Origin of the sequence: Paenibacillus ottowii, assembly GCF_050516475.1 — a bacterium.
GTDB lineage: Bacteria > Bacillota > Bacilli > Paenibacillales > Paenibacillaceae > Paenibacillus > Paenibacillus ottowii.
In genome coordinates this window covers 3605476-3630268 of the sequence record NZ_CP191577.1, presented here as the reverse complement: position 1 = coordinate 3630268, position 24793 = coordinate 3605476, and the positions used below count along the sequence as shown (strand labels likewise).

The 24793-nt window shown below is 45.6% G+C and carries 25 protein-coding genes and 1 other annotated feature; of the genes, 19 read left to right on the top strand and 6 right to left on the bottom strand.

Annotated elements, in window-relative coordinates:
- Positions 1-59: 59 nt before the first annotated feature.
- The 11 genes from ACQQ6X_RS16825 (at position 60) to ACQQ6X_RS16775 (ending at position 10419) form a co-directional block, all read left to right on the top strand.
- The gene (locus tag ACQQ6X_RS16825) at positions 60-854 is read left to right on the top strand and encodes a TIGR00282 family metallophosphoesterase (RefSeq protein WP_058710511.1); all 795 of its coding nucleotides are present in this window, start codon (positions 60-62) and stop codon (positions 852-854) included.
- A gap of 129 nt (positions 855-983) precedes the next feature.
- Positions 984-1244: a stage V sporulation protein S gene (locus ACQQ6X_RS16820; RefSeq protein WP_007430104.1), complete on the top strand. Its 261-nt coding sequence runs from the start codon at positions 984-986 to the stop codon at positions 1242-1244.
- 118 nt (positions 1245-1362) lie between these two features.
- Entirely contained in the window at positions 1363-2430 is a 1068-nt protein-coding gene (locus ACQQ6X_RS16815) for a dipeptidase (protein WP_305166281.1), read from the top strand.
- A 185-nt stretch (positions 2431-2615) separates the two neighbouring features.
- Positions 2616-3701: a low temperature requirement protein A gene (locus ACQQ6X_RS16810; RefSeq protein WP_305166280.1), complete on the top strand. Its 1086-nt coding sequence runs from the start codon at positions 2616-2618 to the stop codon at positions 3699-3701.
- A gap of 143 nt (positions 3702-3844) precedes the next feature.
- The gene (gene pduL / locus ACQQ6X_RS16805) at positions 3845-4417 is read left to right on the top strand and encodes a phosphate propanoyltransferase (RefSeq protein ID WP_013370759.1); all 573 of its coding nucleotides are present in this window, start codon (positions 3845-3847) and stop codon (positions 4415-4417) included.
- A 295-nt stretch (positions 4418-4712) separates the two neighbouring features.
- Entirely contained in the window at positions 4713-6266 is a 1554-nt protein-coding gene (gene miaB, locus ACQQ6X_RS16800; RefSeq protein ID WP_305166279.1) for a tRNA (N6-isopentenyl adenosine(37)-C2)-methylthiotransferase MiaB, read from the top strand.
- An 87-nt stretch (positions 6267-6353) separates the two neighbouring features.
- Positions 6354-6806 carry a RicAFT regulatory complex protein RicA family protein gene (locus tag ACQQ6X_RS16795; protein WP_305166278.1) on the top strand — a complete coding sequence of 151 codons (453 nt, stop codon included), beginning with the start codon at positions 6354-6356 and terminating at the stop codon, positions 6804-6806.
- A 120-nt stretch (positions 6807-6926) separates the two neighbouring features.
- Positions 6927-7349 (top strand): PaaI family thioesterase, encoded by a 423-nt coding sequence (locus tag ACQQ6X_RS16790; RefSeq protein ID WP_305166277.1) that lies wholly within the window; start codon positions 6927-6929, stop codon positions 7347-7349.
- 65 nt (positions 7350-7414) lie between these two features.
- On the top strand, positions 7415-8203 hold the full coding sequence (locus tag ACQQ6X_RS16785; protein WP_149032811.1) for an NUDIX domain-containing protein: 789 nt from the start codon (positions 7415-7417) through the stop codon (positions 8201-8203).
- 67 nt (positions 8204-8270) lie between these two features.
- Entirely contained in the window at positions 8271-8837 is a 567-nt protein-coding gene (locus tag ACQQ6X_RS16780; RefSeq protein WP_305166276.1) for a cysteine hydrolase family protein, read from the top strand.
- A gap of 118 nt (positions 8838-8955) precedes the next feature.
- Positions 8956-10419: a nicotinate phosphoribosyltransferase gene (locus ACQQ6X_RS16775; protein ID WP_063208817.1), complete on the top strand. Its 1464-nt coding sequence runs from the start codon at positions 8956-8958 to the stop codon at positions 10417-10419.
- 66 nt (positions 10420-10485) lie between these two features.
- On the opposite strand, the gene ACQQ6X_RS16770 is transcribed toward ACQQ6X_RS16775, so the two are convergent.
- Positions 10486-11001, bottom strand: a complete 516-nt coding sequence (locus ACQQ6X_RS16770) for a MogA/MoaB family molybdenum cofactor biosynthesis protein (RefSeq protein WP_305166275.1) — start codon at positions 10999-11001, stop codon at positions 10486-10488.
- Positions 11002-11262: 261 nt separating this feature from the next.
- Here ACQQ6X_RS16770 and ACQQ6X_RS16765 point away from each other — a divergent pair, with 261 nt between their 5' ends.
- The 3 genes from ACQQ6X_RS16765 to ACQQ6X_RS16755 all read left to right on the top strand — a co-directional run bounded on the left by ACQQ6X_RS16765 (position 11263) and on the right by ACQQ6X_RS16755 (position 14818).
- Positions 11263-11592, top strand: a complete 330-nt coding sequence (locus ACQQ6X_RS16765) for a four-helix bundle copper-binding protein (protein WP_305166274.1) — start codon at positions 11263-11265, stop codon at positions 11590-11592.
- 77 nt (positions 11593-11669) lie between these two features.
- Positions 11670-11928 (top strand) — a binding site (T-box leader).
- A gap of 59 nt (positions 11929-11987) precedes the next feature.
- Positions 11988-13712, top strand: a complete 1725-nt coding sequence (gene argS, locus ACQQ6X_RS16760; RefSeq protein ID WP_305166273.1) for an arginine--tRNA ligase — start codon at positions 11988-11990, stop codon at positions 13710-13712.
- Between the two features lie 137 nt (positions 13713-13849).
- Positions 13850-14818, top strand: a complete 969-nt coding sequence (locus ACQQ6X_RS16755) for an S-layer homology domain-containing protein (RefSeq protein ID WP_305166272.1) — start codon at positions 13850-13852, stop codon at positions 14816-14818.
- A gap of 119 nt (positions 14819-14937) precedes the next feature.
- Here the strand turns inward: ACQQ6X_RS16755 and ACQQ6X_RS16750 are convergent, their stop codons facing one another.
- Positions 14938-17028, bottom strand: coding sequence for an ABC transporter ATP-binding protein (locus ACQQ6X_RS16750; RefSeq protein ID WP_305166271.1), 2091 nt, complete (start codon positions 17026-17028; stop codon positions 14938-14940).
- Complete coding sequence (locus tag ACQQ6X_RS16745) at positions 17028-18785, bottom strand: ABC transporter ATP-binding protein (RefSeq protein WP_305166270.1); 1758 nt, start codon at positions 18783-18785, stop codon at positions 17028-17030. Before ACQQ6X_RS16745 ends, ACQQ6X_RS16750 begins: the two co-directional genes overlap by 1 nt.
- A gap of 50 nt (positions 18786-18835) precedes the next feature.
- Between ACQQ6X_RS16745 and ACQQ6X_RS16740 the strand changes: the two genes are divergently transcribed.
- Positions 18836-19036, top strand: a complete 201-nt coding sequence (locus tag ACQQ6X_RS16740; RefSeq protein WP_305166269.1) for a hypothetical protein — start codon at positions 18836-18838, stop codon at positions 19034-19036.
- A 334-nt stretch (positions 19037-19370) separates the two neighbouring features.
- On the top strand, positions 19371-19673 hold the full coding sequence (locus ACQQ6X_RS16735; protein WP_064798065.1) for a HesB/YadR/YfhF family protein: 303 nt from the start codon (positions 19371-19373) through the stop codon (positions 19671-19673).
- Positions 19674-19807: 134 nt separating this feature from the next.
- On the opposite strand, the gene ACQQ6X_RS16730 is transcribed toward ACQQ6X_RS16735, so the two are convergent.
- From ACQQ6X_RS16730 to ACQQ6X_RS16720, 3 genes are all read right to left on the bottom strand, one after another.
- A complete protein-coding gene (locus tag ACQQ6X_RS16730) occupies positions 19808-20320 on the bottom strand; it encodes a hypothetical protein (protein WP_063208793.1) in 513 nt (170 codons plus the stop codon).
- 121 nt (positions 20321-20441) lie between these two features.
- Complete coding sequence (locus tag ACQQ6X_RS16725) at positions 20442-20885, bottom strand: DUF441 domain-containing protein (protein WP_063208791.1); 444 nt, start codon at positions 20883-20885, stop codon at positions 20442-20444.
- Between the two features lie 22 nt (positions 20886-20907).
- On the bottom strand, positions 20908-21879 hold the full coding sequence (locus ACQQ6X_RS16720) for a YpdA family putative bacillithiol disulfide reductase (protein ID WP_305166268.1): 972 nt from the start codon (positions 21877-21879) through the stop codon (positions 20908-20910).
- A 294-nt stretch (positions 21880-22173) separates the two neighbouring features.
- Here ACQQ6X_RS16720 and ACQQ6X_RS16715 point away from each other — a divergent pair, with 294 nt between their 5' ends.
- From ACQQ6X_RS16715 to ACQQ6X_RS16705, 3 genes are all read left to right on the top strand, one after another.
- Positions 22174-22770: a metalloregulator ArsR/SmtB family transcription factor gene (locus ACQQ6X_RS16715; protein WP_305166267.1), complete on the top strand. Its 597-nt coding sequence runs from the start codon at positions 22174-22176 to the stop codon at positions 22768-22770.
- A 475-nt stretch (positions 22771-23245) separates the two neighbouring features.
- Entirely contained in the window at positions 23246-24343 is a 1098-nt protein-coding gene (rsgA, locus tag ACQQ6X_RS16710) for a ribosome small subunit-dependent GTPase A (RefSeq protein ID WP_305166266.1), read from the top strand.
- An 82-nt stretch (positions 24344-24425) separates the two neighbouring features.
- Complete coding sequence (locus ACQQ6X_RS16705; RefSeq protein ID WP_305166265.1) at positions 24426-24764, top strand: L,D-transpeptidase; 339 nt, start codon at positions 24426-24428, stop codon at positions 24762-24764.
- Positions 24765-24793 lie beyond the last annotated feature (29 nt).

Below are 24793 nucleotides of genomic sequence, written 5' to 3'. Positions count from 1 at the left end.
GTGGCCGCTGCTCGTAGGGCCACTTTTCATTATGTAAGGCAGACTAGGGAGGGTTTTCTATCAACGTATTATTTATTGGAGACATCGTCGGCAGTGTAGGCAGAAAAGCACTGAGGGAGAATCTGCCTTCGCTTAAATCAAAATACAACCCGCATGTTATTATCGTGAACGGAGAAAATGCAGCCTCGGGAAGAGGGATTACTCAAGCCATCGCCAGAGAGTTCTTTGATTGGGGCGTTCATGGGATAACGATGGGGAATCATACCTGGGACAATAAGGAAATATTTGATTTTATAGATGATGAGCCGCGGATTATCCGTCCCGCTAACTTTCCACCAGGGACACCAGGCCGGGGTTATACTGTGGTAAAAGGTGGGGGGAAGGAACTAGCCATTGTTAATCTGCAAGGTAGAACCTTCTTGCCGGCTATTGACTGTCCATTCCGTGCAGCGGATGACATTGTAGACGAGCTCCGCAAAAAGCATAAACATATTCTAGTAGACTTTCACGCTGAAGCCACCTCCGAAAAAATTGCTATGGGTTGGCATTTGGATGGACGTGCATCCATCGTGGTAGGGACACATACACACGTACAGAGTAATGACGATACGATTTTGCCACAAGGAACTGCGTATCAGACAGATGCGGGGATGGTAGGCCCTTATGAGGGTGTGCTCGGTATGCAGAAAGAGGCTGTGTTACAAAAATTCCAGACCCAGCTTCCAGTACGCTTCCAAGTGGACATGGGCAAATGGCACTTTCATGCCATTAGCGTAGAACTCAATGATCACGATGGAAAAGCTCGCAAAATTGAGAAAATCAGACTTAAAGAAGATGAATGGCGGATGGATTAAGTTTTTAGTGAGCTGCTTAAGGAAAGAATAAGGAAAACTGTCACCAAAAAGCAGGAATTTTTTGCTGACCCTCGAATAACATCTAATAGTGGAATCAAACCATCATCATTCCCAGGGGAGGTACTTACTATGGATGTATTAAAAGTATCAGCAAAATCCAATCCCAATTCAGTTGCAGGCGCACTCGCAGGAGTACTGCGTGAACGCGGAAATGCAGAATTACAGGCGATTGGAGCGGGTGCACTAAACCAAGCCATTAAAGCGGTAGCCATTGCCCGGGGATTTGTCGCACCAAGCGGAGTGGATTTGATTTGTATTCCTGCTTTTACAGACATTGTTATTGATGGAGAAGACCGGACTGCGATCAAGTTGATTGTAGAGCCAAGATAATAAATGGAAGTTACCTGAGCCTGTTTACGTTTTGTAAACGGGCTTTTTTGCTTTGTGGTCTAGTTGTTACGGTTTTCAAAATAAATTTATGGACTTTAATCTAATGGAGGTAGGGTGCATGTATGATAAGCATGAAGCGAATTGGCCAGTAGTAGACTTACACTGTGATGTGTTATGTAAAATGCAGCTTGATTCACAGGTGGATTTTAGTCATTCATCGCTTGATGTCACAAAAGAGCGTTTGCTAGAAGGCAACGTAAGGTTGCAAACGTTCGCTATATATATTTCGCAGGTATTGGGCACACCCAAATTTGAGCATGTGGTTCGTCAAATTGAGCTGTTCAGACAGCACGTAACTCCTACCTTAGGCGGATTAAAACCTTTGCTGTGGAGAGAAGACTTGGCAGCATTTAAAAATACGTCCGCTGTACGTCAAGTAGAGCAAGCACAGCAGACAGGAGTAGAGAAGCAAGCGGGAAAGATAACGAATGGGCATGGAAGTGGGACGAATCACATAGGGTCACCTTGGGCGTTGCTCTCGCTTGAAGGGGTAGATGCACTGGAAGGCAATCCATTTTATGCGGATGTATGTTATGCCATGGGTATACGTTTGATCGGACTGACATGGAATTATGCAAATTGGGCTGCTGACGGCATTATGGAGCTAAGAGGTGGCGGACTGACCCGCAAGGGTCACGATCTGGTTAATCGCTGCAATAGTCTGGGACTACTGCTAGATGTATCACACTTGTCCGTACAAGGGTTCTGGGAAGTGATGGAGGAGGCGTCCTTACCGCCTATCGCCTCGCATTCCAACGCCTTTGCGAAATGCGCTCATCCCCGTAACTTGCGAGATGAACAGATTCGGGCACTGATCGCCCGTAACGGACGCATTGGATTGACCTTTGTCACGATGTTTCTGAAGGAGCAGGGTCCAGTGCACGCTGAGGACCTGCTACCGCACATTGAGCACATCTGTTCATTAGGTGGCGAGAGACATTTGATGTTTGGCTCTGATTTTGACGGTATTGAGACCCATGTACGAGGATTGGAGCACTCGGGGAAATATCCGATTTTTGCAGAACTATTGTTGAAATATTACCCTGAGGAACTGGTCAAGGGATGGTTGGGAGAACATGCGCTGGACTATTTGCAAACGAATCTGCCGTCTAAAATATCTTCTTAATTAGCTGATATAGCAGTTGTTTTCGTCTGTGCAATTCCTTGACAAAGCGAGAACGATTACGAAATAATTGGAGCATCCGCGGACTGCATGGTGCTAAATAACGCTTGCCGAAATTTTACATAGGTAGAAGCGAGCCTAACAGTCACCATGCTGTCCGCCATACTAGAGGGGAGCTCCGTTACATCATGTTGATAAAAAAGGTTACCTGGCTTGAACTTTTCTATGATTTATTGTTTGTAGCAGCTGTCTCCAAGGCGACCCATGTGTTGGTTCATGTAGAGCATGGTAGTATCAATTGGCATAATTTGGGGAAGTTTATTTTGATTTTTATTCCAATCTGGTGGGCATGGGTGGGGCAAACTGTCTATAACAATCGTTTTGGTCAGGACAGTATAACGCATAGGATTTTTATGATTCTGCAATTGTTTTTTGTGTTAATCATGACTGCTAGCCTTAATGTAGATTTTGATGCGTATTATGTATCTTTTTTTGTTGGCTATATTGGCTTAAGAGGTTTGACTGTCGTTCAATATTTGCTTTCGGCCTCCAAAGAAAAAGCTCATAAACAGGAAACCGCTCGTTTTTTTGGAACCTATCTTTGGGTCGGGATAGTCATCTCTAGCTGCTCCCTTTTCTTCGACTCGTGGGTTCGATATTTGATTTTATATACTGGCATTGCTGTTGATATCCTCGTTCCTTTGATCGGTCGTAAGAAGCTGGTGATCACACCTATCCATACAGAGCATCTTTTGGAGCGGTTTGCACAGTTTACCTTAATCCTGCTTGGAGAATCAGTGATAAGTATACTTTCTGTTTTACAATCCGATCATTTCACAGTCTCCTCCATTGTATTTGCTGCTTTGACATTTGTACTGGTCATCGCAATCTGGTGGCAATATTTTGAGAATATAGAGAAGCGCATAGACAAATCAAAACAAACAGCAGGTCAGACTATTATTTATGGTCATTTGTTTATTTATCTTTCTCTTAGCATGCTTGCGGCTTCCATACAGCTCTTATTTTTGGGGCAAGTAGCCTATACTTTTGTACTTTGCTTTACTTTTGCTTCTGTTTTTATTTATTTTATGTCAGTTTTGTTGGTATTCCATCAGTACAGATTAAGCCATCTTAGACCTCGTCTCAGAGTCATTTTTTTCTTAACTGGAATCCTCGGTGTCCTGTTTATTCTGAATATATTTATTATTGCTCCTCATCTCATCGTTGCGGAGATCATGCTGTTCTTTCTTCTGTTTGCAAAAATGACGGTTTGATCCAAGTTTTATATGGACAATATGTATGCGGGTTAGGGCGAAAAAGGGAACTTTATGCGCTATCCTTTTCTTTCTTGTCGAAATAGGAGTATAATAGCATAGATGTGTAAAGTATTGTATAGAGAAAAAGGAGTGACCACACGATGACTAAAATCGTACCTGTCGGCGTTTCCGCCCGTCATATTCACCTGACTCAAGAGCATATTGAAATTTTGTTCGGAGCAGGCTATCAATTGACTGAATTTAAACCTTTGTCCCAACCAGGACAATTTGCCGCAAATGAAACGGTAGCTGTAATTGGTCCTAAAGGCCAATTTGATAAGGTTCGTATTTTGGGACCTGCTCGTCCTGCTTCCCAACTGGAAATCTCTCGCACAGATTCCTTTGCGATTGGTGTAAAGGCACCTGTACGCGAATCTGGTAGCATTGATGGTACACCAGGAATTACAGTAAAAGGTCCAGCTGGAGAAGTGGAACTGCAAGAAGGCGTTATTGTAGCAGCCCGCCATATTCATTTCCATACATCCGATGCAGCTAAATGGGACATTAAGGATAAGCAGCTGCTGAAAGTACGTGTTGGCGGCGAACGTGGCCTTGTATTTGAAAATGTTATTGCACGTGTGTCCGATTCTTTTGCGTTGGATATGCATATTGACACGGATGAAGCAAACGGAGCCGGCGTGAAAAACGGTGACAACGCTGAAATCGTTGACTAATATACGTATTTGATCTGGAAGGTGTAAAAGTCCGACTCTTGCAAAAGAGTTGGGCTATTTTTATATGCACTAGAATAAACAAATATTTACCTATATACATAAAAACCTCAGCATCACATGGCATCCGATTGGTATCCAAGGATGATCTATGGCTATGACCTATAAATCATGCTATAATTTAGTGTAATGCCTTTTTCAAAGGTTTTTGGAGCTTAAATAAAATAAGCAATGTCTAAAGATACAGTAAAATCATAAATGAGCTCGTGAAATAGATGGTGTAAGGAGTGACCAAGGAATGGCTAAGGAGACAAAAGACTACTCCAAATATTTTGATTTTTCGGATGCGAAGATTATTTCTGAAGATGAGCATAGCAAAAAGATTCGTATTCGCGGACGCGAAATCAACATAATGGCGGAGCCGAACCATAGAAAAGAGAAGCAGCGCGGTAAAGAGGACGTGCAGGTATTATATGATAACGCAGTTCCAGATGAGCTAAAGCATATCGGTGAGGGTAAGCATTATATCGTATATACATTCGGTTGTCAGATGAATGAGCATGATTCTGAAACAATCAAAGGCTTGCTGGAGCAAATGGGCTATCAGGCAACCGAGGATCGGAAGCAAGCAGATATCATTTTACTGAACACTTGCGCTATCCGTGAAAATGCAGAAGATAAAGTGTTTGGGGAGCTGGGTCACCTCAAGCATCTCAAAACAGAAAAGCCGGGACTGCTGCTCGGTGTGTGTGGCTGTATGTCGCAGGAAGAGAACGTCGTGAACCGGATTATGCAAAAGCACGGTTTTGTCGATATGATTTTTGGAACCCATAATATTCACCGTTTGCCTCAGCTCGTCAAGGAAGCACTCTTTAGCAAAGAAATGGTGGTCGAAGTGTGGTCCAAGGAGGGCGACATTATCGAAAACCTGCCGAAGAAGCGCGAGGGTATGCGGGCTTGGGTAAACATCATGTACGGCTGCGATAAGTTTTGCACCTATTGCATCGTTCCCTTCACACGTGGTAAGGAAAGAAGCCGTCGGCCAGAGGATGTGATTGCTGAGGTACGGGACTTAGCCCGTCAAGGATTTAAAGAGATTACTCTGTTGGGTCAAAATGTCAATGCCTATGGCAAGGACTTGAAGGATATGAATTACAGATTTGGGGATCTGATGGATGATATGCGCAAAATCAATATTCCGCGTGTACGTTTTACGACCTCACATCCGCGTGATTTTGACGACCATTTGATTGAAGTGCTTGGTAAGGGCGGCAATCTGGTGGAGCATATTCATCTGCCTGTACAATCCGGTAATACGGATATATTGAAAAAAATGAACCGAAAATATACTCGTGAGCGAGTTTTGGAACTGGCAGCGAAGATAAAAGCAGCTGTTCCACATGCCTCTCTCACAACAGATATTATCGTAGGTTTCCCGGGTGAAACAGACGAGCAATTTGAAGATACTCTATCTTTGGTGCGTGAAGTGGGCTATGATTTTGCCTACACATTTATTTATTCACCACGTGAAGGTACGCCAGCGGCTTCGATGGAAGATAATGTGCCTATGTCGGTCAAAAAAGAGCGTCTCCGGCGTCTGAATATTGCTGTGAATCAAAACAGCCTTCGCTTCAACAGTCGATTGCGTGGCGAAGTGGTGGAAGTACTGGTGGAAGGCGAGAGCAAAAATGACAGCAAAGTGCTTGCTGGTCGGACTCGTTCCAATAAGCTGGTTCATTTTGAAGGATCTAAGGACCTGATTGGTTCTTTTGTCCAAGTAAAAATTACAGAGCCTATGACTTTCTACATTAAAGGTGACTTGGTTCAAACGCCAGTAGCGGTTAACGAATAAGAAGAATAATCTAACGAGCGGTCTGCATGCGGTTTGAATAAAGGGTTGCGTGCAAGACCATTTAAGTGAGAAAAGGAGCGATGGACAATGACAGAGGAGCGGTTGCAACATACAGAACTTCAATCGGCGGCGCGCCAGCATGATCATTTGGTCAATCGCGATATGATATTGGCAAAGACCAAAGAGTTGGCGGGAATTCTGGGCAACAGTGAGGAAGTACAGGTATTCCGAAAAGCAGAAGAAAAGATTCAGGATCATGAGCGCATCCAGCAGCTAATTGCAACGATGAAGAAGAAGCAAAAGGAAATTGTAGCATTTGAATCTTTAAAGAACCAAAAAATGATTGCCAAAATCGAGGCTGAACTTCAGGAGCTACAGGAAGAGCTTGACGGTATTCCAATTGTAACGGAGTTTCAGCAGAGCCAGGTGGAAATTAATGAGCTGCTGCAAATGGTCATTACGGCCATCCGTGATACGGTTGCTGAAAAGGTGAACGTAGAAGAGGGAAAGATTACTTCTTCCTCGAATTGCAGTGACTAGAATAAGATTTATGGTGTGGAGGCTTAGCTTCCACGCCTTTTTTTCGGAAGCAATTACTCATTGTAAATGTTCATGAGGCACTAAGAGAATTGCGACATCATAAAGGGATGGAAGCGAGGAATGGATAGGTTGCGTAAGATGTTAGAAGGTGAAGAAAATACTTTTTGGGAGTATTTAGGATGTGAGCTGATTGCAGCTGATGCTAACGAGGCGCATATCGCTTTGGAGGCCAAACAACACCATACCAATGTAATGGGGATTGTACATGGGGGTGTGCTCACATCATTGATGGATCAAGCGATGGGGATGGTCAGTATGGCTTCACGAAATATGGATTCATGTGTAACAACGAATCTGAACGTTCATTTCTTGTCAGCCATGAGACAAGGACGGCTGGAGGTTAAGGCACGGATTGTTCATCAGGCAGGCCGCACCATAACCACTCAGGCAGAAGTGAGGGATAGTGAAGGTATACTTGGTTGTACAGCTACAGCAACCTTCCGAGTATTGCGTCAACAAGCAAGCGATTCAGGCAAGGCCTGACGCTTGACAAAAATTTTTATTATGTCATAATGAATTTATCAAAACGATATAATATGGTGATGCCAATGGATAGCAATCGTATAAACGAAGAGGCGCAGAAGGCGTCGTACAACATTAAGAAATACCGTACCCCGGATGGTGCTCCGGCAGATATCGTAATGTTTACTTTAACGAAGCGTGAGCGCAAGACGGTAACAAAAACATTGCCGATTCGTGAGCTGAAAGTAATGCTCATCAAGCGCCGTAGTTGGCCGTTTGCGGGACGCTGGGCGTTGCCTGGAGGGTTTTGTCAAGAAGATGAATCCATATATGGAGCGGCCAAGCGGGAACTGTTAGAAGAAACCGGTGTAGACGGCGGGCATCTGGAGTATTTGGGCGTATATAGTGGACCAGGCCGTGATCCGCGCGGGTGGATCATATCGCATGCGTTTTTTGCGCTGGTAGAGGAATGGATGCTGGAGCAACGTCAGGCAGCTGATGATGCTTCGGAGGTCGGGTTATTTACGATCCGAGAAGCGTTGGAGGAATTGGAGCTGGCGTTTGATCACCGGGATATCATAGTTGATGCTTATCGCAAAATTCAGCTGCAGATGCTTCAGACAACGATAGCCAAGCAATTTTTACCGCTGCATTTTACACTGGGTGAATTGTATCAGGTAATTCAGAGCGTCGTACCGGATTTCGAAGAGCCGAATTTTATTCGCAAAATAACATCGACTCGAAGCAGACAGGGAATACTGGAAGAGGTTCGGGATGAGAATGGCAAACCGCTCAGTTCCAATCAGTATTCACAAAGACCGGCCCAGTTGTACCGCTTTAGTGATAGAGTACCGCGTTTATCTATTTATACGTAACTTTTAATGGAATAGATTACGCATAGAGTGTACAATCTCACTTTGAGGATAAGGAGCTGACTGTACGATGAAGGCACTGATTGTTATTGATTACACGAATGATTTTGTGGACGGTAGTCTGCCTGTGGGGCAACCTGCGATTGAGCTGGATGAACGGATCACAGCAATTACGCAGGCCTACTTGGATCAAGGGGACTTTGTTGTCATGGCTGTCGATTTACATGAGGAGAACGACCTTTACCACCCGGAGAGTAATCTGTTTCCTCCACATAATATACGTGGAACCGATGGACGACAATTGTATGGTAAGCTTCATAGCTTATATGAGCAGCAAAGTGATCATATCTACTGGTTGGATAAAACACGGTACAGTGCTTTTGCTGGTACAGACCTAGAACTCAGGCTGCGCGAGCGCGGGATCTTGGAAGTTCATCTGATTGGTGTGTGTACAGATATATGTGTGCTGCATACGGCTGTAGATGCCTATAACAAAGGATTTGCTATTACTGTCTACAAGGACGCTGTGGCAAGCTTTAATCAGGCGGGGCATGATTGGGCTTTAGGTCATTTTGAGGGAAGTCTTGGAGCCACGGTACAGTCGGCTGAAAATACGATTTTATGCCAGAAGAAGTAAAATAACTGAACGATTGTACACCAATGTCCGATAACAAATTAGAGCCGGATATTGCTGAATCTGGGCAGATGAACGGTACGCCGTTACCAAGCCAGGGACAGTCAGAGAGGATGATACGATGAAGTCAACGAGCCTCGCATTACATACAGATAAATATCAGATAAATATGATGTACGCCCATTGGGTGAACGGAAGTCACCAACGTAAAGCTGTGTTCGAGGCGTATTTTCGTAAGCTCCCTTTTGGCAATGGATATGCCGTGTTTGCTGGTCTGGAACGCATTGTGAATTACATTTCAAACTTGCGGTTTACAGAAGAGGACATTCGCTATCTGTCAGAGCAGGAGGAAAAGTACGATCCGATGTTTATGGAGGCATTGCGCCAGTTTAAGTTTGGCGGAACGATCCATTCGATGAAGGAAGGAGCGCTTGTTTTTCCAAATGAGCCTCTGGTACGGGTTGAAGGGACAATTATGGAAACGCAGCTTGTCGAGACGGCGTTGTTAAATTTTATGAATTACCAGACCCTTATTGCGACAAAAGCATCGCGGATCAAGCAGGTGGCTAGCGACGATACACTGCTCGAATTTGGCACACGGCGCGCGCAGGAGGCAGATGCAGCGATTTGGGGAGCGCGTGCAGCTTATGTGGCAGGTTTCGATGCGACTTCTAATATGCTGGCAGGCGAACACTTCGGGATACCGACAAAAGGGACACATGCCCATTCCTGGGTGCAGACTTTTATGACGGAGCAAGAGGCATTTGACGTGTATGCGAAGGTTTTGCCAGATCAGGTCACGCTGCTGGTAGATACGTTCGACACGCTGGAAAGCGGCGTCCCCCATGCGATTCGGACAGCAAAGATGCTGGAGAGTCAAGGCAAGCGCATGAATGCCATCCGTTTGGATAGCGGTGATTTGGCTTATCTATCTATTCAGGCACGGGAAATGCTAGATGCTGAAGGTTTGGATTACGTACAAATTGTAGCTTCCAACGATTTGGATGAAAATACGATCTTCAATCTAAAAGCCCAAGGGGCACGTATTGATGTATGGGGTGTAGGAACACAGCTGATTACGGCTTCAGATCAACCTTCACTGGGTGGAGTGTACAAGCTGGTAGAGCGGGAAGTAGACGGCGAAATGCTGCCGACGATTAAGATCTCGGGTAACCCGGAAAAAGTATCTACACCAGGCAAAAAGGATGTATACCGCATTGTGGATAAAAAGAAGGGGAGAGCTGTGGCTGATTATATTTCTTTCCCGGATGAAGAACGCCCGCGTAATGGTAAGCGCCTGAAGCTGTTTAACCCTTTGCATCCATATATGAAGAAGTATGTTGAAAATTACGAAGCTGTGCCGATGCTTGAACCTATTTTTATAAATGGACAGAAGGTATACGAGCTTCCTGAGCTGGACGAAATTCGTGCCTATCATGCTTCACAGCTGAAACTGTTTTGGCCAGAATATTTGCGGAAGCTGAACCCTGAAATTTATCGTGTAAATCTTAGCGAGAAGGTGTGGGAGCTGAAGCAAAAGCTGATTGACAGCTACATGCAGCCCGAAGTTGAAGAAAAGGAATAATGTAAAAGGCACCTCATCCACGTATGGGGTGCCTTTTTTGTGTCGGCGTGTGTGTGAAATAAGAGCTTATTTATATATTTCTCTCATCACATGTCGCAGCTCAGGGACAATAATACGTTCCATTGCCAAACGAACGGCTCCGCGGGAGCCAGGCATAGAAAACACAGCTGTTTGGCCCACAGTGCCCGCTACAGCCCGGCTTAATATAGCTGCTGATCCAATGTCCTCAGCAAAGCTTAAATAGCGGAAGATTTCACCAAAGCCAGGTAGTTCCTTATCCAGTAGAGAGGAGACAGCTTCATATGTAGTATCACGCGGAGAAATGCCAGTACCACCTGTTAAAAGTACAGCCTCGATCTCCTCATATGCCGCAGCTTCGGTTATCAACTGTCGGATACCTTCATATTCGTCCTTGACGATAACGTATCGAACAACCTTGTATCCATTCGTTTCTAGTAGTTCCTTGAGCAGTCGTCCCCCAGTATCTGTCTCCATGGTGCGTGTATCAGAGACGGTCACGACCATGCAGTTAACCTGCTGCGGAGATTCCCGCCGGTGCTCCTCTACCGATGTTATATTCATTACAATGTTCACTCCTTGATCAGTGGTTAGCATGCTCTTTTTTTACAATAGAGGAATGATTGACTGTATGCAAGTCAGAAACGATAGCAAAGAGTTATGTGATTAATATCCTTGCGCTTGCACCTTGGAATATAGTACACTTCCTTACATAAGTCGGGATTTTTTGGGTTTATTTTGTTGGAAGCGCGAACATCGAATGATTAATTTCAAGGTGTAGCGGGTAATAGTACAGCAGGATCAACAACTGGGAGGTAATCTAATATGAATCATTCATATCAAAAATGCGTGGATGCTTGCCTGGAATGTATGAACGCTTGCAATGTATGTTATGTAGCAAGTTTGAAGGAATATGATCTAGCTATGCTGCGTGAATGTATTCGAGTGAGCAGGGAATGCGCAGAGATATGTGGGTTTGCTGCTCAAATGTTGCAGCGTGGAACGGATTTTGCTGAGCAGATCTGTGAGCTATGCGCTAAAGCCTGTGAGGTATGTGTTGCTGAATGCAGTAAGCATTCCCATAATCATTGCAAACATTGTGCAGAAGCCTGCCGTCAGTGTGTTGAGGCTTGTCGCCAATTGGTGGCAGTGTAATTACATATACAGAACTAGTACCTGAAGAGGAAATAAAGGGTTGCTTTCTGCTAAATAGGTTTGTATAATGGTGGGAATTAACGTCAGGGAACGGGAGAGTAGCAACGGAACCGTGTCATTACAGCGAGCCGGAAGAGGTGGAAGCCGGTATGAGATCCGATGTGAAGCGCACCCAGGAGATGGTTGATCCAACGATAAAAAATTCTAGTAGGTCAGCCCGGCAGACACCGTTATTCGTCATTGGAGTGAAATCGCGATTGGTGTAAGCTAATTTTAACTACACCACCGATTTACGAAGAGTGGTACCGCGGGGATATCGAAGTTCTCGTCTCTTGATTATATCAAGAGACGAGGACTTTTTTTGTTAGATCCTATAAAAAGAAGGAGAGAGAAACATGTTGTTGATGATTGCTGCCCAAGCTATATTGGCTCATACGGGCTTGGAGGAGAAAGAAGTTTTATCTTTATTCGAGGTGCCTCCGCAGCCTGAATGGGGAGATGTGGCGTTTCCCTGTTTTGTGCTGGCTAAAAAGTTCCGAAAGTCTCCACAGCAAATTGCAATGGAATTAGCAGAGCTTGTAAGCCATGAAGCAGGTCTAACCGCTTCAGCTTCGGGTGCCTATGTAAATATTATATTGGATCGATCTGTTCATATTCCGACGGTGCTTGCTGAATTGAGCAAGACTGAATTTCTCAAGCCCAATATCGGAAATGGACAACGAGTCGTGATTGATATGTCCTCGCCCAATATTGCCAAACCCTTTGGTATCGGTCACCTTCGTTCTACTGTGATCGGTGCTGCCTTGTATCGCATACTTGGTGAAACCGGATATGTGCCGATTAGTGTCAATCATCTGGGAGATTGGGGAACACAATTTGGCAAGCAAATCGCAGCCTATAAAAGATGGGGAAATGAGGAGCAGCTACAACATGATCCGATTGGGGAATCGTTGAAGCTATATGTGCGTTTTCATCAGGAGGTCGAGAATGACCCGTCATTAGAGGATGAAGGCCGCGAGTGGTTCCGACGCTTGGAGCATGGGGATACTGAGGCTCAACAGCTATGGGAGTTTTTTGTTGAAGTCAGTCTAGGTGAATTTGACCGTATGTATCAACGTTTGAACATTTCGTTTGATCATGTATTGGGGGAAAGTTTTTACAATGATAAGATGCAGGCAGTTGTTGCCCGATTAAGGGCCAAAGGCTTGCTGGAGGAAAGCGATGGGGCGCTTGTAGTTCGTCTGGATGACGAACAGCTGCCGCCGTGTCTTATTTTGAAAAAGGACGGGACTACCATCTATCCCACCCGGGATCTAGCGACAGCGATTTATCGTCATGAAGTGATGAAGGCTGGTCGGCTGTTATATGTCGTTGGCGGAGAACAGAAGTTACATTTCCAACAGGTATTTGCGGTGCTAAAGCAGGCGGGAGAGACATGGGCCGAGCAATGTGAGCATGTACCGTTTGGTTTAATGCGGTTTGCGGGTAAAAAAATGTCCACAAGACGTGGCAAGGTGGTAAAACTGGAGGAAGTGCTGGATGAAGCTGTAACGCGTGCTCAAGCCATCATTGCAGAGAAGAATCCCAATTTGCTGGAACAAGAGGCAATAGCTGAAGACGTTGGTATCGGAGCGATTATTTTTGGTGATTTAAAAAATAACCGTCTGAATGAAGTGGATTTTTCATTGGAAGAGGCACTGACCTTTGAAGGTGAGACTGGACCTTATGTGCAGTATACCCATGCGCGCATACGCAGCCTTCTGGAGAAAGCTCGCGCTCGCGCGGATGTCGATTCTAATTCTAGTCACAACACCCTTGCCCAAGACGGTCATTCTCCTGATTTGCATATCGTTTCGGATGAAATGCTGGGTGACGCAGGCTGGGCACTGCTTAAACAGTTGGATCGCTATCACGGACAGCTGATACGTGCTGTTCAGCAACTGGAACCTTCGGTTATTGCAAGATTTGCAATAGATACGGCACAGGCGTTTAACCGTTTTTACGCTAAGGAAAGAATTGTCGATGGCGGACAATGGCGCCTTCAGTTGGCGGAGCAGACTGCGGATATGCTGGCAAGTACACTGCGACTTCTTGGGCTGAAAGCCCCTAACCGGATGTAAGCAGAAAGAAGCTGAACGGGTTACACTAATCGTAGGTTATTCCGTTGTTTTGCAACCAATTTGTGCATATTTGAAACATTTGATGGTTTTATGGCGTCCGTAAGTATAGAAGCATAGTAAACATGGAGGTGTTTCTCATGATCAAAAATAAAAGCGTGGCAGCTGCGCTGCTTGTCGTCTGCTCCTTGGCTGTGGCTACGTCGGCTTCTGCTTTTCGTGATATAAAGGGAGCTGAGCAGGAGAAGATCGTAAGTTCACTTCAGGACAAAGGAATCATTCAAGGGATAACCAAGGATAAGTTTGCACCAGATCAAACACTCACGTATGCACAAGGGGTACACATGGTTGTTCGTGCGATGGATCTTCAGGTTATGCCTGATTTCACCACAGGCTCCTTTGCAAACATTCCAGCTTCTGCATGGTATGCCGATTCTTACCGGATTGCAGTCCAGCACCAAATCCCTCTGTCACCGGATATTGATCCGAGCACTCGTATGACAAGGGAACAATTTGCGAATATTTTGTACAAAGCTGTGAGTGCAACGGGTGAATATCCAACGGTCCGCATGTTAATTAATGTAGCAGATGGCAAAAAATTAGACCAAGAGTCAAACGAAGCAATTCAATTTCTCCTGTTGACCAAAATTGCAAAATTGGACGAAAAAAGCAACTTTAACCCGGATCGTAAAGTAACCCGGATGGAGGCAGCAGAGATGGTCTATCATGCATCCGAGTTTGTACAAAGTCATAAACCGGTGCAAACTATCCCTGAAAATCCAGCTGAGTCTGTCAATCCGGATCAACAAACTAATATTAGTATGAGCATAGAGAAGGCGAATGACCAGCAGAATAAAGTGACCATTACACGCCTACAGGCACCTAATCCAGGTTACGGCATTGAAGTGGATCATATTGACTACGTAGATGATACGAATGCTGTCATTTACTACAAGCTGACAAGTCCAAAACCGGGGGAAATGAATATTCAGGTTATTACGGATACCCACACCAGTACATTGGTAGACAGTAAGTATAAGGTTACGCTCAAAGCAGTCGATGGAACAGTGCTTCCGCCCACTGGAACAGGCACGTCTGTAGCAAAATAAAGCGACAAGCTATATGTCATTTAGAAAATAAAGCCAGCGAGTCCCCAAATGAATGGAGACCGCTGGCTTTTTCATGCTAAATGTTTATTTGTAGGCCCAAGCTCAAGCTCTAGTATCATTTAAGCTTTAAATGCGACTTTGCCTGTAAGCAAGTCGTTTTGCTTAGCAGATGCAGCTGAGGAAGACGAAGCTTCTGCTGCAACCGTGCCTGACTGGAGCTGGTACATTTGGAAGTAACGTCCACCTTGGGCCATAAGCTCGTCATGGCTACCCCGTTCAACAATTTCACCCCGATGCAGCACCAAAATTTGGTCTGCACTACGAATAGTGGATAGACGGTGGGCAATGATAAAGGTCGTACGTCCCTTCTTGAGCACCTCAAGAGCAGATTGGATGAGCGCTTCCGTTTCGGTATCAATGTTGGCAGTGGCTTCATCCAGAATCAAAATGGCGGGATCAAAGGCTAACGCGCGAGCGAACGAAATAAGCTGGCGTTGTCCGGCAGATAAGGTGCTGCCTTTTTCAATAACAGGCTCGTCAAATCCTTGGGGCAGATGGGCTAACAGTTTGTCGGCTCCAACATCATGCAGAGCTTTATTCACCTGTTCTCTCGTGATTCTGCTGTCTCCGAGACTGACATTAGAGGCTACCGTACCTGTGAACAAATATGGATCTTGAAGAACAATACCCATATGATGGCGAAGCCATTGCTTAGGAATGTTTTTGACAGGTGTTCCGTCAATGGTGATCGTTCCTTTTTGCGGATCATAAAATCGGAATAGCAGGTTGATAATCGAACTCTTACCAGATCCAGTATGCCCGACAAGGGCAACGGTTTGGCCAGGCTGTGCTGTAAAGGAAATATGCTTAAGCACATCATCCTTTTTGTAGGCAAAGGAAACGTCGTTAAATTCTACCTGACCTTTGTAACGCGGCATCGTACCGTCTGTCACGGGCTCTCCTGTTTCGTCCATCAATTCAAATACGCGTCCTGAGGATACGATGGAAGTATCCAGTACGGCGAGCTGGTTGACCATACCTGTCATAGGTTGGAATAATCGGCCCAATACATCGACGAAGGCATACAATACGCCTAATGATATTGCACTACCTGTAGTGCCAAGCGCCGCAGAGCCAAAATACCACAACACAACAGCGAAGGCGAGGTTTCTTAACACGTTGACCAAATTGTGCGATGTAAAAGCGTTCAAATTCAGCATTTTATTCTGATGCTTCATATAGTCATCATTCAGTTCTTCAAACTCTTGCTGTGTTTGTTTCTGATGCCGAAATACACGAATAATGGACATTCCCTGAATGGATTCATTAATAATCGCATTAATCTCACTGAGTCTGGACCGAATGATCGTATTATAGCGGGTCGCGACCTTGCGGTACAATATAATCCATAAGATCAGCAACGGTACAATAAATAGAGAGATAAGACCGAGTCTGAAGTCCAGAAAAAAGAGTGCGACATATACCCCTGTCATCGTTACAATCCCTGAGGTGAAGTTGGAGAGTACAGCCACAAACAAATCTTTGACTGCCTCGGTGTCATTCGTAACACGGGATACGACCTTGCCTGCAGGCAAGTTATCAAAAAAGTAAACTGGCAGGCGCTGAATGTGTGCGTAGAGATCAAGCCGAAGCTTTTGAATGACCTTGTTCGCCGAGGATTGCAGCCAGTATGTTTTGCCGAACTCGGCAAAAATCGAAACAACTAAAAAGAAGCAATACCACCCAATCAGCTGAAAGATGCCAGGCATTTCCGGTTTGTAAAAGCTATACAGCTCATCAGCGGTCAGAGCCTTGGCTTTGTAATGAAAAGTGTCGGAGCCGCGTGTCACGGTCAGCATACCGTTCGTAAAGGATCGGTTACCATCTGCTACTTGGACAGAGCCATCGACAAATACAAAAGATTTGCCAACTTGTAAGATCCTCGCTTCGCGTCCTTTGGTCTCCCCGGCTTCAAAGCGGTCTTCACGTTTAAAATGGGTACCAGCATAACTTACAGTCCCGTCCGTGCTAGTCGTCTCATAAAAAGGTTTTTCAATAGCGAGCATATGGTCGTCAATCATCGTTTTGGCGATGAAGGGACCGGCCAACTCCGCGGCTACTCCAATAGCCAAGGCGATGAGAGCGGCAATAAAACCCGCTTTGCTCGTCAGTGCGTACTGGAACAGCCTTTTGCCGATATTAGGTTTCATTAGGATACCTCCCCTGAGGTCAGATCAGATTCCACTTGCTGCCGTTCATATTGTCGTCGATACCATCCGTCAGTCTGAAGCAGCTCATTGTGGGTTCCTTCCTCAATAATGCGTCCTTGCTCCAGTACGACGATCCGGTCGGCATGCTCTACAGCCGATAGACGGTGGGTGGAGATCAAGGTTGTTTTGCCCGAGCGCTTACGCCGGATATTGTCAATAATACGTGCTTCCGTCCGGGCATCTACTGCTGACAGTGCATCGTCGAGCACTAGAATATCCGGATCACCGATAAAGGCGCGCGCAAGCGATACACGCTGCTTCTGACCGCCGGACAGAGCAATGCCTTTTTCCCCGACCAGTGTATCCAGCCCATCGGACAGGGTTCCCAAATCCTGGTCAAAGGCAGCTGTACGGATCGCTTCCATGATGTCGCCATCATCTGCCCCAGGCTTCCCGAACTGAATGTTCTCACGCACCGATTTGGAGAACAAAATTTGTTCTTGCGGCACGTAGCCAATCCAGCTGTGTAATTGTTCCACTGCAATGTCCTCCAGCCGCGTGCCGGAGATTAAAATATCACCACTGCCAGTCGGATATTCATGCAATAGCTGTTTGAGTAAAGTAGATTTCCCACTGCCTGTTCGACCAACCACACCTAGTGTTTCTCCGCGTTTGAGCTCTAAGTTCACATGTGACAGATTGTCAACTGTGGACGTAGGATAACGGAAAGTCACGTCTTTCATGGTGATGGATTCGGGATGATCTACTGGAACAGGTTGAGCTACATCCTGAACATCCGGCGGGACATCAAGAGTCTCATTGACCCGGTCCAGGGAAGCGCTACCGCGCTGCATAATGTTAATCAACTCGCCAATGGCAAACATCGGCCAAATCATCATTCCTAAATACATGTTAAAGGATACCAGTTCGCCTAGCGTGATATCGTTATGAAATACCAGATAAATACCATACCCGAGCCCGATCACGTAGCTAAGTCCTACACATAAACGGATCGTCGGTTCAAAGAGCGCATCCATCCGGGCCACTGCCAAGTTTTTACGAAACACATCCTCAGTAATATCGGCAAAACGTTTTTCGTCCATTCGTTCTTGCACATAAGCCCGAATGACACGGATACCAGCTACCGACTCCAACACCTGGTCGTTCATATCGCCAAATGCATCTTGTGCCAGTGTGTAACGTTCATGTACGGCTTTACCGTAAATACTCATGGCCAGTGCAATAAAGGGAAGGGGAAGAATGGCCGCCAATGTTAGCTTCCAGCTAATCAGGGTGCCCATGGCAACCAATACAACGGTCAGGTAGACAGTGGAGTCCGTTAATGTCAACATACCGAAGCCTGCTGTACTTGCGACAGAGCGAAGATCGTTCGTAGCACGAGCCATCAGATCGCCTGTGCGATTGCGTTCAAAAAATGGAGGGGTCATCCGCAGCAGATGATTCATAAAACGTGTGCGCAATAAACGCTCAACCAGATTAGCACCACCGAACAGCTTGTGCATCCATATGTACGTAATGTAGTAGATGACGGCAAGAATGCCTATGATGTACAAAATATAACGCCAAAGCGAGGACCAGGAAATCGAACCTCGTACAATCTCATCAATGGCGCTGCCCAGCAGTCGAGGTGGAGCAAGCTCCAACACGCCAACGGCAATCAGCAAAAACAATCCAATCGAGTATCGGCTTCGTTCTCTTTTAAAAAACCAGCCTAAATTTTTGAGTACTGAAAACAAGAGGAATCCCATCCTTTCATGTCAAGTTCATTCGAGAGTTGTGTACCATTTTGAAGAAACAACAGCGGCTTGCTGCCACAAGTACAATTCGGCAACAGGCGCAAAAAAGGCATACCGTCCGCAGACGATATGCCTTAAATCTCAATATCATATGGCGCGCAGGTATTCTCAGCACACTCACCACTGAAAAACTGCTCAAACGCAGGCAGCCACTCGTATTAAACCATACAATCGGAATGGTCCAATTTTGAAGGATGCGACAGGGGAGATGCTCCGGTATGAAGTTGTTGTATTTGTAGATATGGGTGAAATACAATCATAAATTTTAGCACCGGGAACACTCCTTTCTTCCTCAAAATGGATTCATTCTTACATGAGTTATCGTTCAAATTGGTAATAAATTTCAAAATGGATCTCGTATGGTTGAATCTTAACACCCTTTTTTGCGTATTGTCAAACCTTTTTCAAAAAAATGTATATGACTTGTCCAAGACGCCACAGGAGGAAAGACGGTTGGTGGCTATTTCAAAAGATGCTATGATATAGTTGGCAGGACGTCATTGTACAAGGAGATGAGCATAACGCATGAGCATACAGGTAACTGAACCTGCAGCACAGTGGTACATTAAGGAGCTTGGTTTGAATCGTGGAGATTCCATCCGTTTTTTTGTTCGCTATAGTTCCGGCGGTGGGTTGCATCCAGGCTTTTCTCTGGGAATTGCCGTAGAGCCTCCGCAGCACCCCGCATTACAGCATGAAGCGGCTGGCATTACGTTTTATATGGAGGATCAGGATTATTGGTATCTGAAAGGGCATCATCTGGAAGTGAAGTATTTGGAGGAACATGACGACATTATTTACACTTACGTTAAGGATGAACAAGCTTAATGCCTCCACGTTCAAAATAGCATGCCAGTATAATGGTTTGTGAACATGAAAAGCGGCGGAGTATCGTGTGACAGGAGATAAACCTGCACATGGTACTCCGCCGCTTTATTGTGGTTAGGGCAGGATGCCGTATGCTAAGGGTTGTTAAACATCGGACCATCAACTGCAAAATCAAAATCATCAATATCGTACACATGTACAGGTACGGAAGCTTCGATAATGCGGTGGATCCAGTCCAATTGATCAGTCAGGATGGGTAATGCCTCACGCTGAGCTGTCAGCACCAGTTCGGTTTCAATCGGATCAAAATATTCTCCGTAATGCGCCGTATCAACAGCATTAATGACAATGAGTGATGTATTGGCGTCGAATAGGATAGGCAAGCTTTTCGCCCAAGGCATCTGAAGGGCGCGCCGAATTTTTTTCTGATTCAACGGCTCTTCAAAATAACTGATCAACGCACTTACTTTCCGCTTCACATGTTGATCGTCCATAGGGTTATCCATGAGAGGCTCTGTGCTGTCCTGAAATTCGTACAGCTCTAGCAGTGATGTGTAAGGCACTATATATTCCACAGGGGCGGGAGATGTAAGCAGCTGGCCGTAGATAGCCACCATTACAGCTTCCGTTACAAATTGTCGAGACATCAGTCAAGCCTCCTGCATTTACCAAATTATGCGATAAGAGTATAACACAAAGCGGGGCTGAATTCAGCCAGATATGCAGATTGCTATCATTGCTGGCGTACCCAAAGAGCAACCCAGAAATTTAGGAGCGGCCGATTAATAAGGAGAGCAGTCCGGCAGCAATCAGAGGACCAACAGGAACTCCTTTAAAGAAGGCAACGCCAATGACAGTCCCGATCAGTAAACCTGTCACTATCATGGGCTGTCCGGACATCAGCGTTACTCCGCGGCCGCCAAGGTAGGCTACCAGAATTCCGATGCCAATCGCAAGCAGGGATTTCCAGTGCAGGAAGGACTCTGTCACCTGATTGATGCTGATTTTACCGCTGGCTAGCGGGGTCATGACCCCGATCGTCAAAATAATAATCCCGATTGTCAGGCCATACTTCTCAAGCCAGGGAAAAGCAGTATGAAAGCTGGTTACCCGCAGCAGCAGTAGTACAACCATAGCAATCGTCACGGTTGAGTTGCCGCTGATAATTCCAAGACCAGCCAGTACCAGTAAGATAAGGGAGCTGTAATCCATTCAGTTCTTCTCCTTCGGTCGTTTAACTTTGGATATGTTCGGCGATCTGACGTCCGTGCCAGCGACCTGTTTCAATAAACACTTCATTGGCATTGCTGCCTGAAGCGATGACCCCGGCGACATATATGCCTGGGATATTAGTCTCCATCGTGGCAGGATTATATTCAGGTTTGTCCAGATCCTCAGCCATGTGGACACCGACAGACTCCAATAATTTTCGTTCCGGGTGGAATCCGGTCAGTGCCAGTACAAAATCGTTTTCGAGCTGGAACGCTTCCGCGTTCAGCGGAGTAACGATGACGTGGTCTGGATGAATTTCGGTAATGCGTGCGCCTAAATGCAGCGTGATTTTTCCTTTTTGGACCATACTGTCGAACAAAGGACGAACCCACGGTTTGATGTATGGAGACAACTCGTTTCGGCGGTAAACCATATCAATTGTGGCACCAACCCGCACCAATTCCATCGCAGCGTCTACCGCAGAGTTGCTGCCGCCGATGACTGCGACCCGGGTTCCTGTATAGGGATGGGCTTCGCTGAAATAGTGAGTAACTTTATCCAATTGTTCCCCAGGGATGCCTAAATAGTTCGGATGATCAAAATATCCCGTAGCCACTACGACATAGCGTGCTGAATAGCTCTTGGCTATTTCACGTTTGCTTAGGGTATGTACAGTAAATGTACCGTCTTCTTGGCGCTGAATGGATTGAGCCTCCTCATAATGCTGAATGTCCAGGTTATAATGGGAGGCTACTTTGCGATAATAAGCTAGTGCTTCATGTCGGAAAGGCTTGTCATTGGGAGTGCTGAACGGAATATCACCGATTTCCAATAGTTCGGCGGTGCTAAAAAACTGCATATTTGTCGGATACAGAAAAATGGAGTGGACGATATTGCTTTTTTCAATAATGATCGTTCGCAAACCTCTGCGGCTGCATTCGATTGCAGCGGATAGTCCGCAAGGACCGCCACCGATAATGATTACGTCGTGCATTTGGATGAACCTCCAGTGTATTGGTTTATTTCGTCAGTTTTGTAGGGTTAGATTAGTTTGACGATTAAAAACAAATCTCAGGAATTGATGCAAATAGCTCAGTATGTGAGAAGTTTTCAAATAATAATCCTACCGCAATGTGTGCACAATATCCAGCCGTTTTCAGAAAGAGATGATGAGAGGGGAGAATTGACAGACAATTTTAACAAACATATAATTAGATAATCATCTATTTAGATAAGGTGAATTTGTTTGCATAGCAAATCTGTAGTAGTGAAGAGAGGTGCAGTCACGATGCAACTAGATAAAATGGTCAATTATCATAAAGCACTTGCTGACCCAACGCGTATGCGAATATTACTTCTTCTATCCCGTGGGGAGATGCATGGCCAAGCTTTGGCGAAAAAGCTGAATCTGTCGCAGCCTACAGTTACGCATCATGCTTCCAAACTCCGTGAGGTTGGGTTGATTAAGGAACGACGTGATAAAAATACAGTGTATTTTACATTGAACCCAGAGCTGATTCGGCAGCATGCCGAGGCGACGGTGCGTTTTATTTTTGAAAAAGGAGAGGAAGAGGAAGAGATGTCGGAACTGAATGAAACGCTGGAAGCAACGGTCTTACGCAATTTTTTTGCCAAGGACGGTAAGTTGCGTCAAATCCCTGCCCAGTATAAGAAAAAATTGATCGTACTTCAGATGCTCGCGGAAAAGCTGGAGCCAGGCCGCATCTATCCTGAACGTGAACTAAACGAGTGGATCAAGCAATACCATGAGGATTTTGCGACAATTCGGCGTGAACTGATCATGCATCAGTTTATGTACAGAGAGCGGGAAATGTACGAATTAAACCCGCGTGAAATGTGGACACGATGGGATCAAGTCCGTTAAACGAAACTCAAAATAGTTTAAAATGTTTGGAATTAGCCTTGACAGACAATTCATGGACTTGTATGATAAAGGAAATTTTAGGAGGAGGCGATGTTATATGCGTACGAACATGAGTGAATGGGTTCAGCAGCAGAATGACTTGTCTCCCGCACGGACGATGCACAGCTAAAGACTGTTTAGATCTATAGTCTTAGCGTAGCAGTTGGTTGGACAGTAGAACCAACGAAATCCGCAGGGAGTGATTCCCTGCGGATTTTTTTATGGTCAAGTGTTTTGTTATCCGGTTGTTGCTATTGAGAGTAGTCCGAGTAAGACTGCTTGCATAAGTGAACGAACGGATCACATTGCCTGAGCTGTATACCCTCCGCAGGGGTTTCCCTGCGGATTTTTTGCGTTGTTTGCTTGCGGAGAGAAAATGTACACCTATTGAGTAACGCTACATCAAAAAATCAAACATGATTTCAGGAGGAAAACAATGAGTATACATGAATACGGTTGGTCTGATTACTGGAACGGTTTTTGGGATCAATGGAAGCAAAGCAATGAGGAGCGTGCAGGAGACACACAGCTACGTCCTGCCCGTTTGATTGCCGATTATGGACAAAAGGTGAAGCTTATCACGATGGATGGGGAACGTTGGGGAGCCGCTTCAGGTAAGCTGCGACATGCTATGGTTGACCCAGCGGAAATGCCGGCGGTAGGAGATTGGGTGGTCATCACTACATCGGATGAAGTATCAGATGCAGTAATTCATGCTGTCCTGCCACGCAAAAGTCAAATATCTAGACAGGCTGCGGGTTATGAGACAAAAGAACAACTGATCGCGACTAATGTGGATACGCTTTTCCTTGTAAATGCGCTGAATCATGATTTTAATATGCGCAGATTAGAACGATATTTAATTATGGCCTGGAATAGTGGCGTAAACCCGGTTGTCGTGTTGAGTAAGAGCGATCTTTGCGATGATGTCGAACAGCGGGTTGCAGAGGCAGAGGGGGTTGCTCCTGGAGTACCTGTTATCGTGATTTCTGCTTTGCAGAACGAAGGCAGAGGGCAGTTGGAGGCGTTTCTTCAACCAGGCTCTACGGTTGCTTTGACCGGCTCTTCCGGTAGTGGCAAATCCACAATCGTGAACTGGCTCTCTGGGGCTGATGTGCAACTGACACAGGATGTGAGGGAGGAAGACAGCCGGGGCAGGCATACAACCACGCACCGACAGCTTTTTCCCATTGCAAAGCAAGCGGTCCTGTTGGATACCCCCGGTATGCGTGAGCTTAATCTATGGGATGATTCCACAGGCGTAGCTCATACCTTTGCCGATATTATAGAGATAGCGCAGCAATGTCGTTTTGCCGACTGCAAGCATAAGGGAGAAGCAGGCTGTGCGGTGGAGGAAGCGATCCAAAGAGGAGAATTGTCGGAGTCCAGAGTGAACAATTATCGCAAGATGCAGCGGGAATTGGAATATCAGGCGCGCAAGGAAGCAGATCGACGAAGAAAGGATAGCCGTTCAAGTACAACCTCAGGCCGAAGGGATCAGCGAAGCGGTTGGCGACGTGATGTAGAGTGGTAAGCTGAGCTGTTATGAAACATCGTTTGTAGAATGATAAGAAAATTTATGTTGTAGTCGGCATATGGTGTAAAGGGGTGAATATATGCCGAACTACAGCATTGTGGTGGATTTATCGGATCGTCGTCTATATTTAAAAGATGGAAACCAGACCGTTCTTAGTTATCCAGTCGGTATTGGAAAGATGGCTACACAGACACCAAATGGGCAATTTACGATTATTAACAAACAGCCCAATCCGGGCGGTCCTTTCGGAGCATTTTGGATGGGGCTGTCCAAGCCGCATTATGGCATTCATGGTACCAATGAGCCATGGTCCATTGGCAAGTTGGTGTCACATGGCTGTATTCGAATGCACAATAAGGATGTGCTGGAGCTTCAGGAGAAGGTAAGCATAGGTACGCCGGTCACGATACAGTCATAGCAGCTAGACATTATAGACCCTTTTCGTCT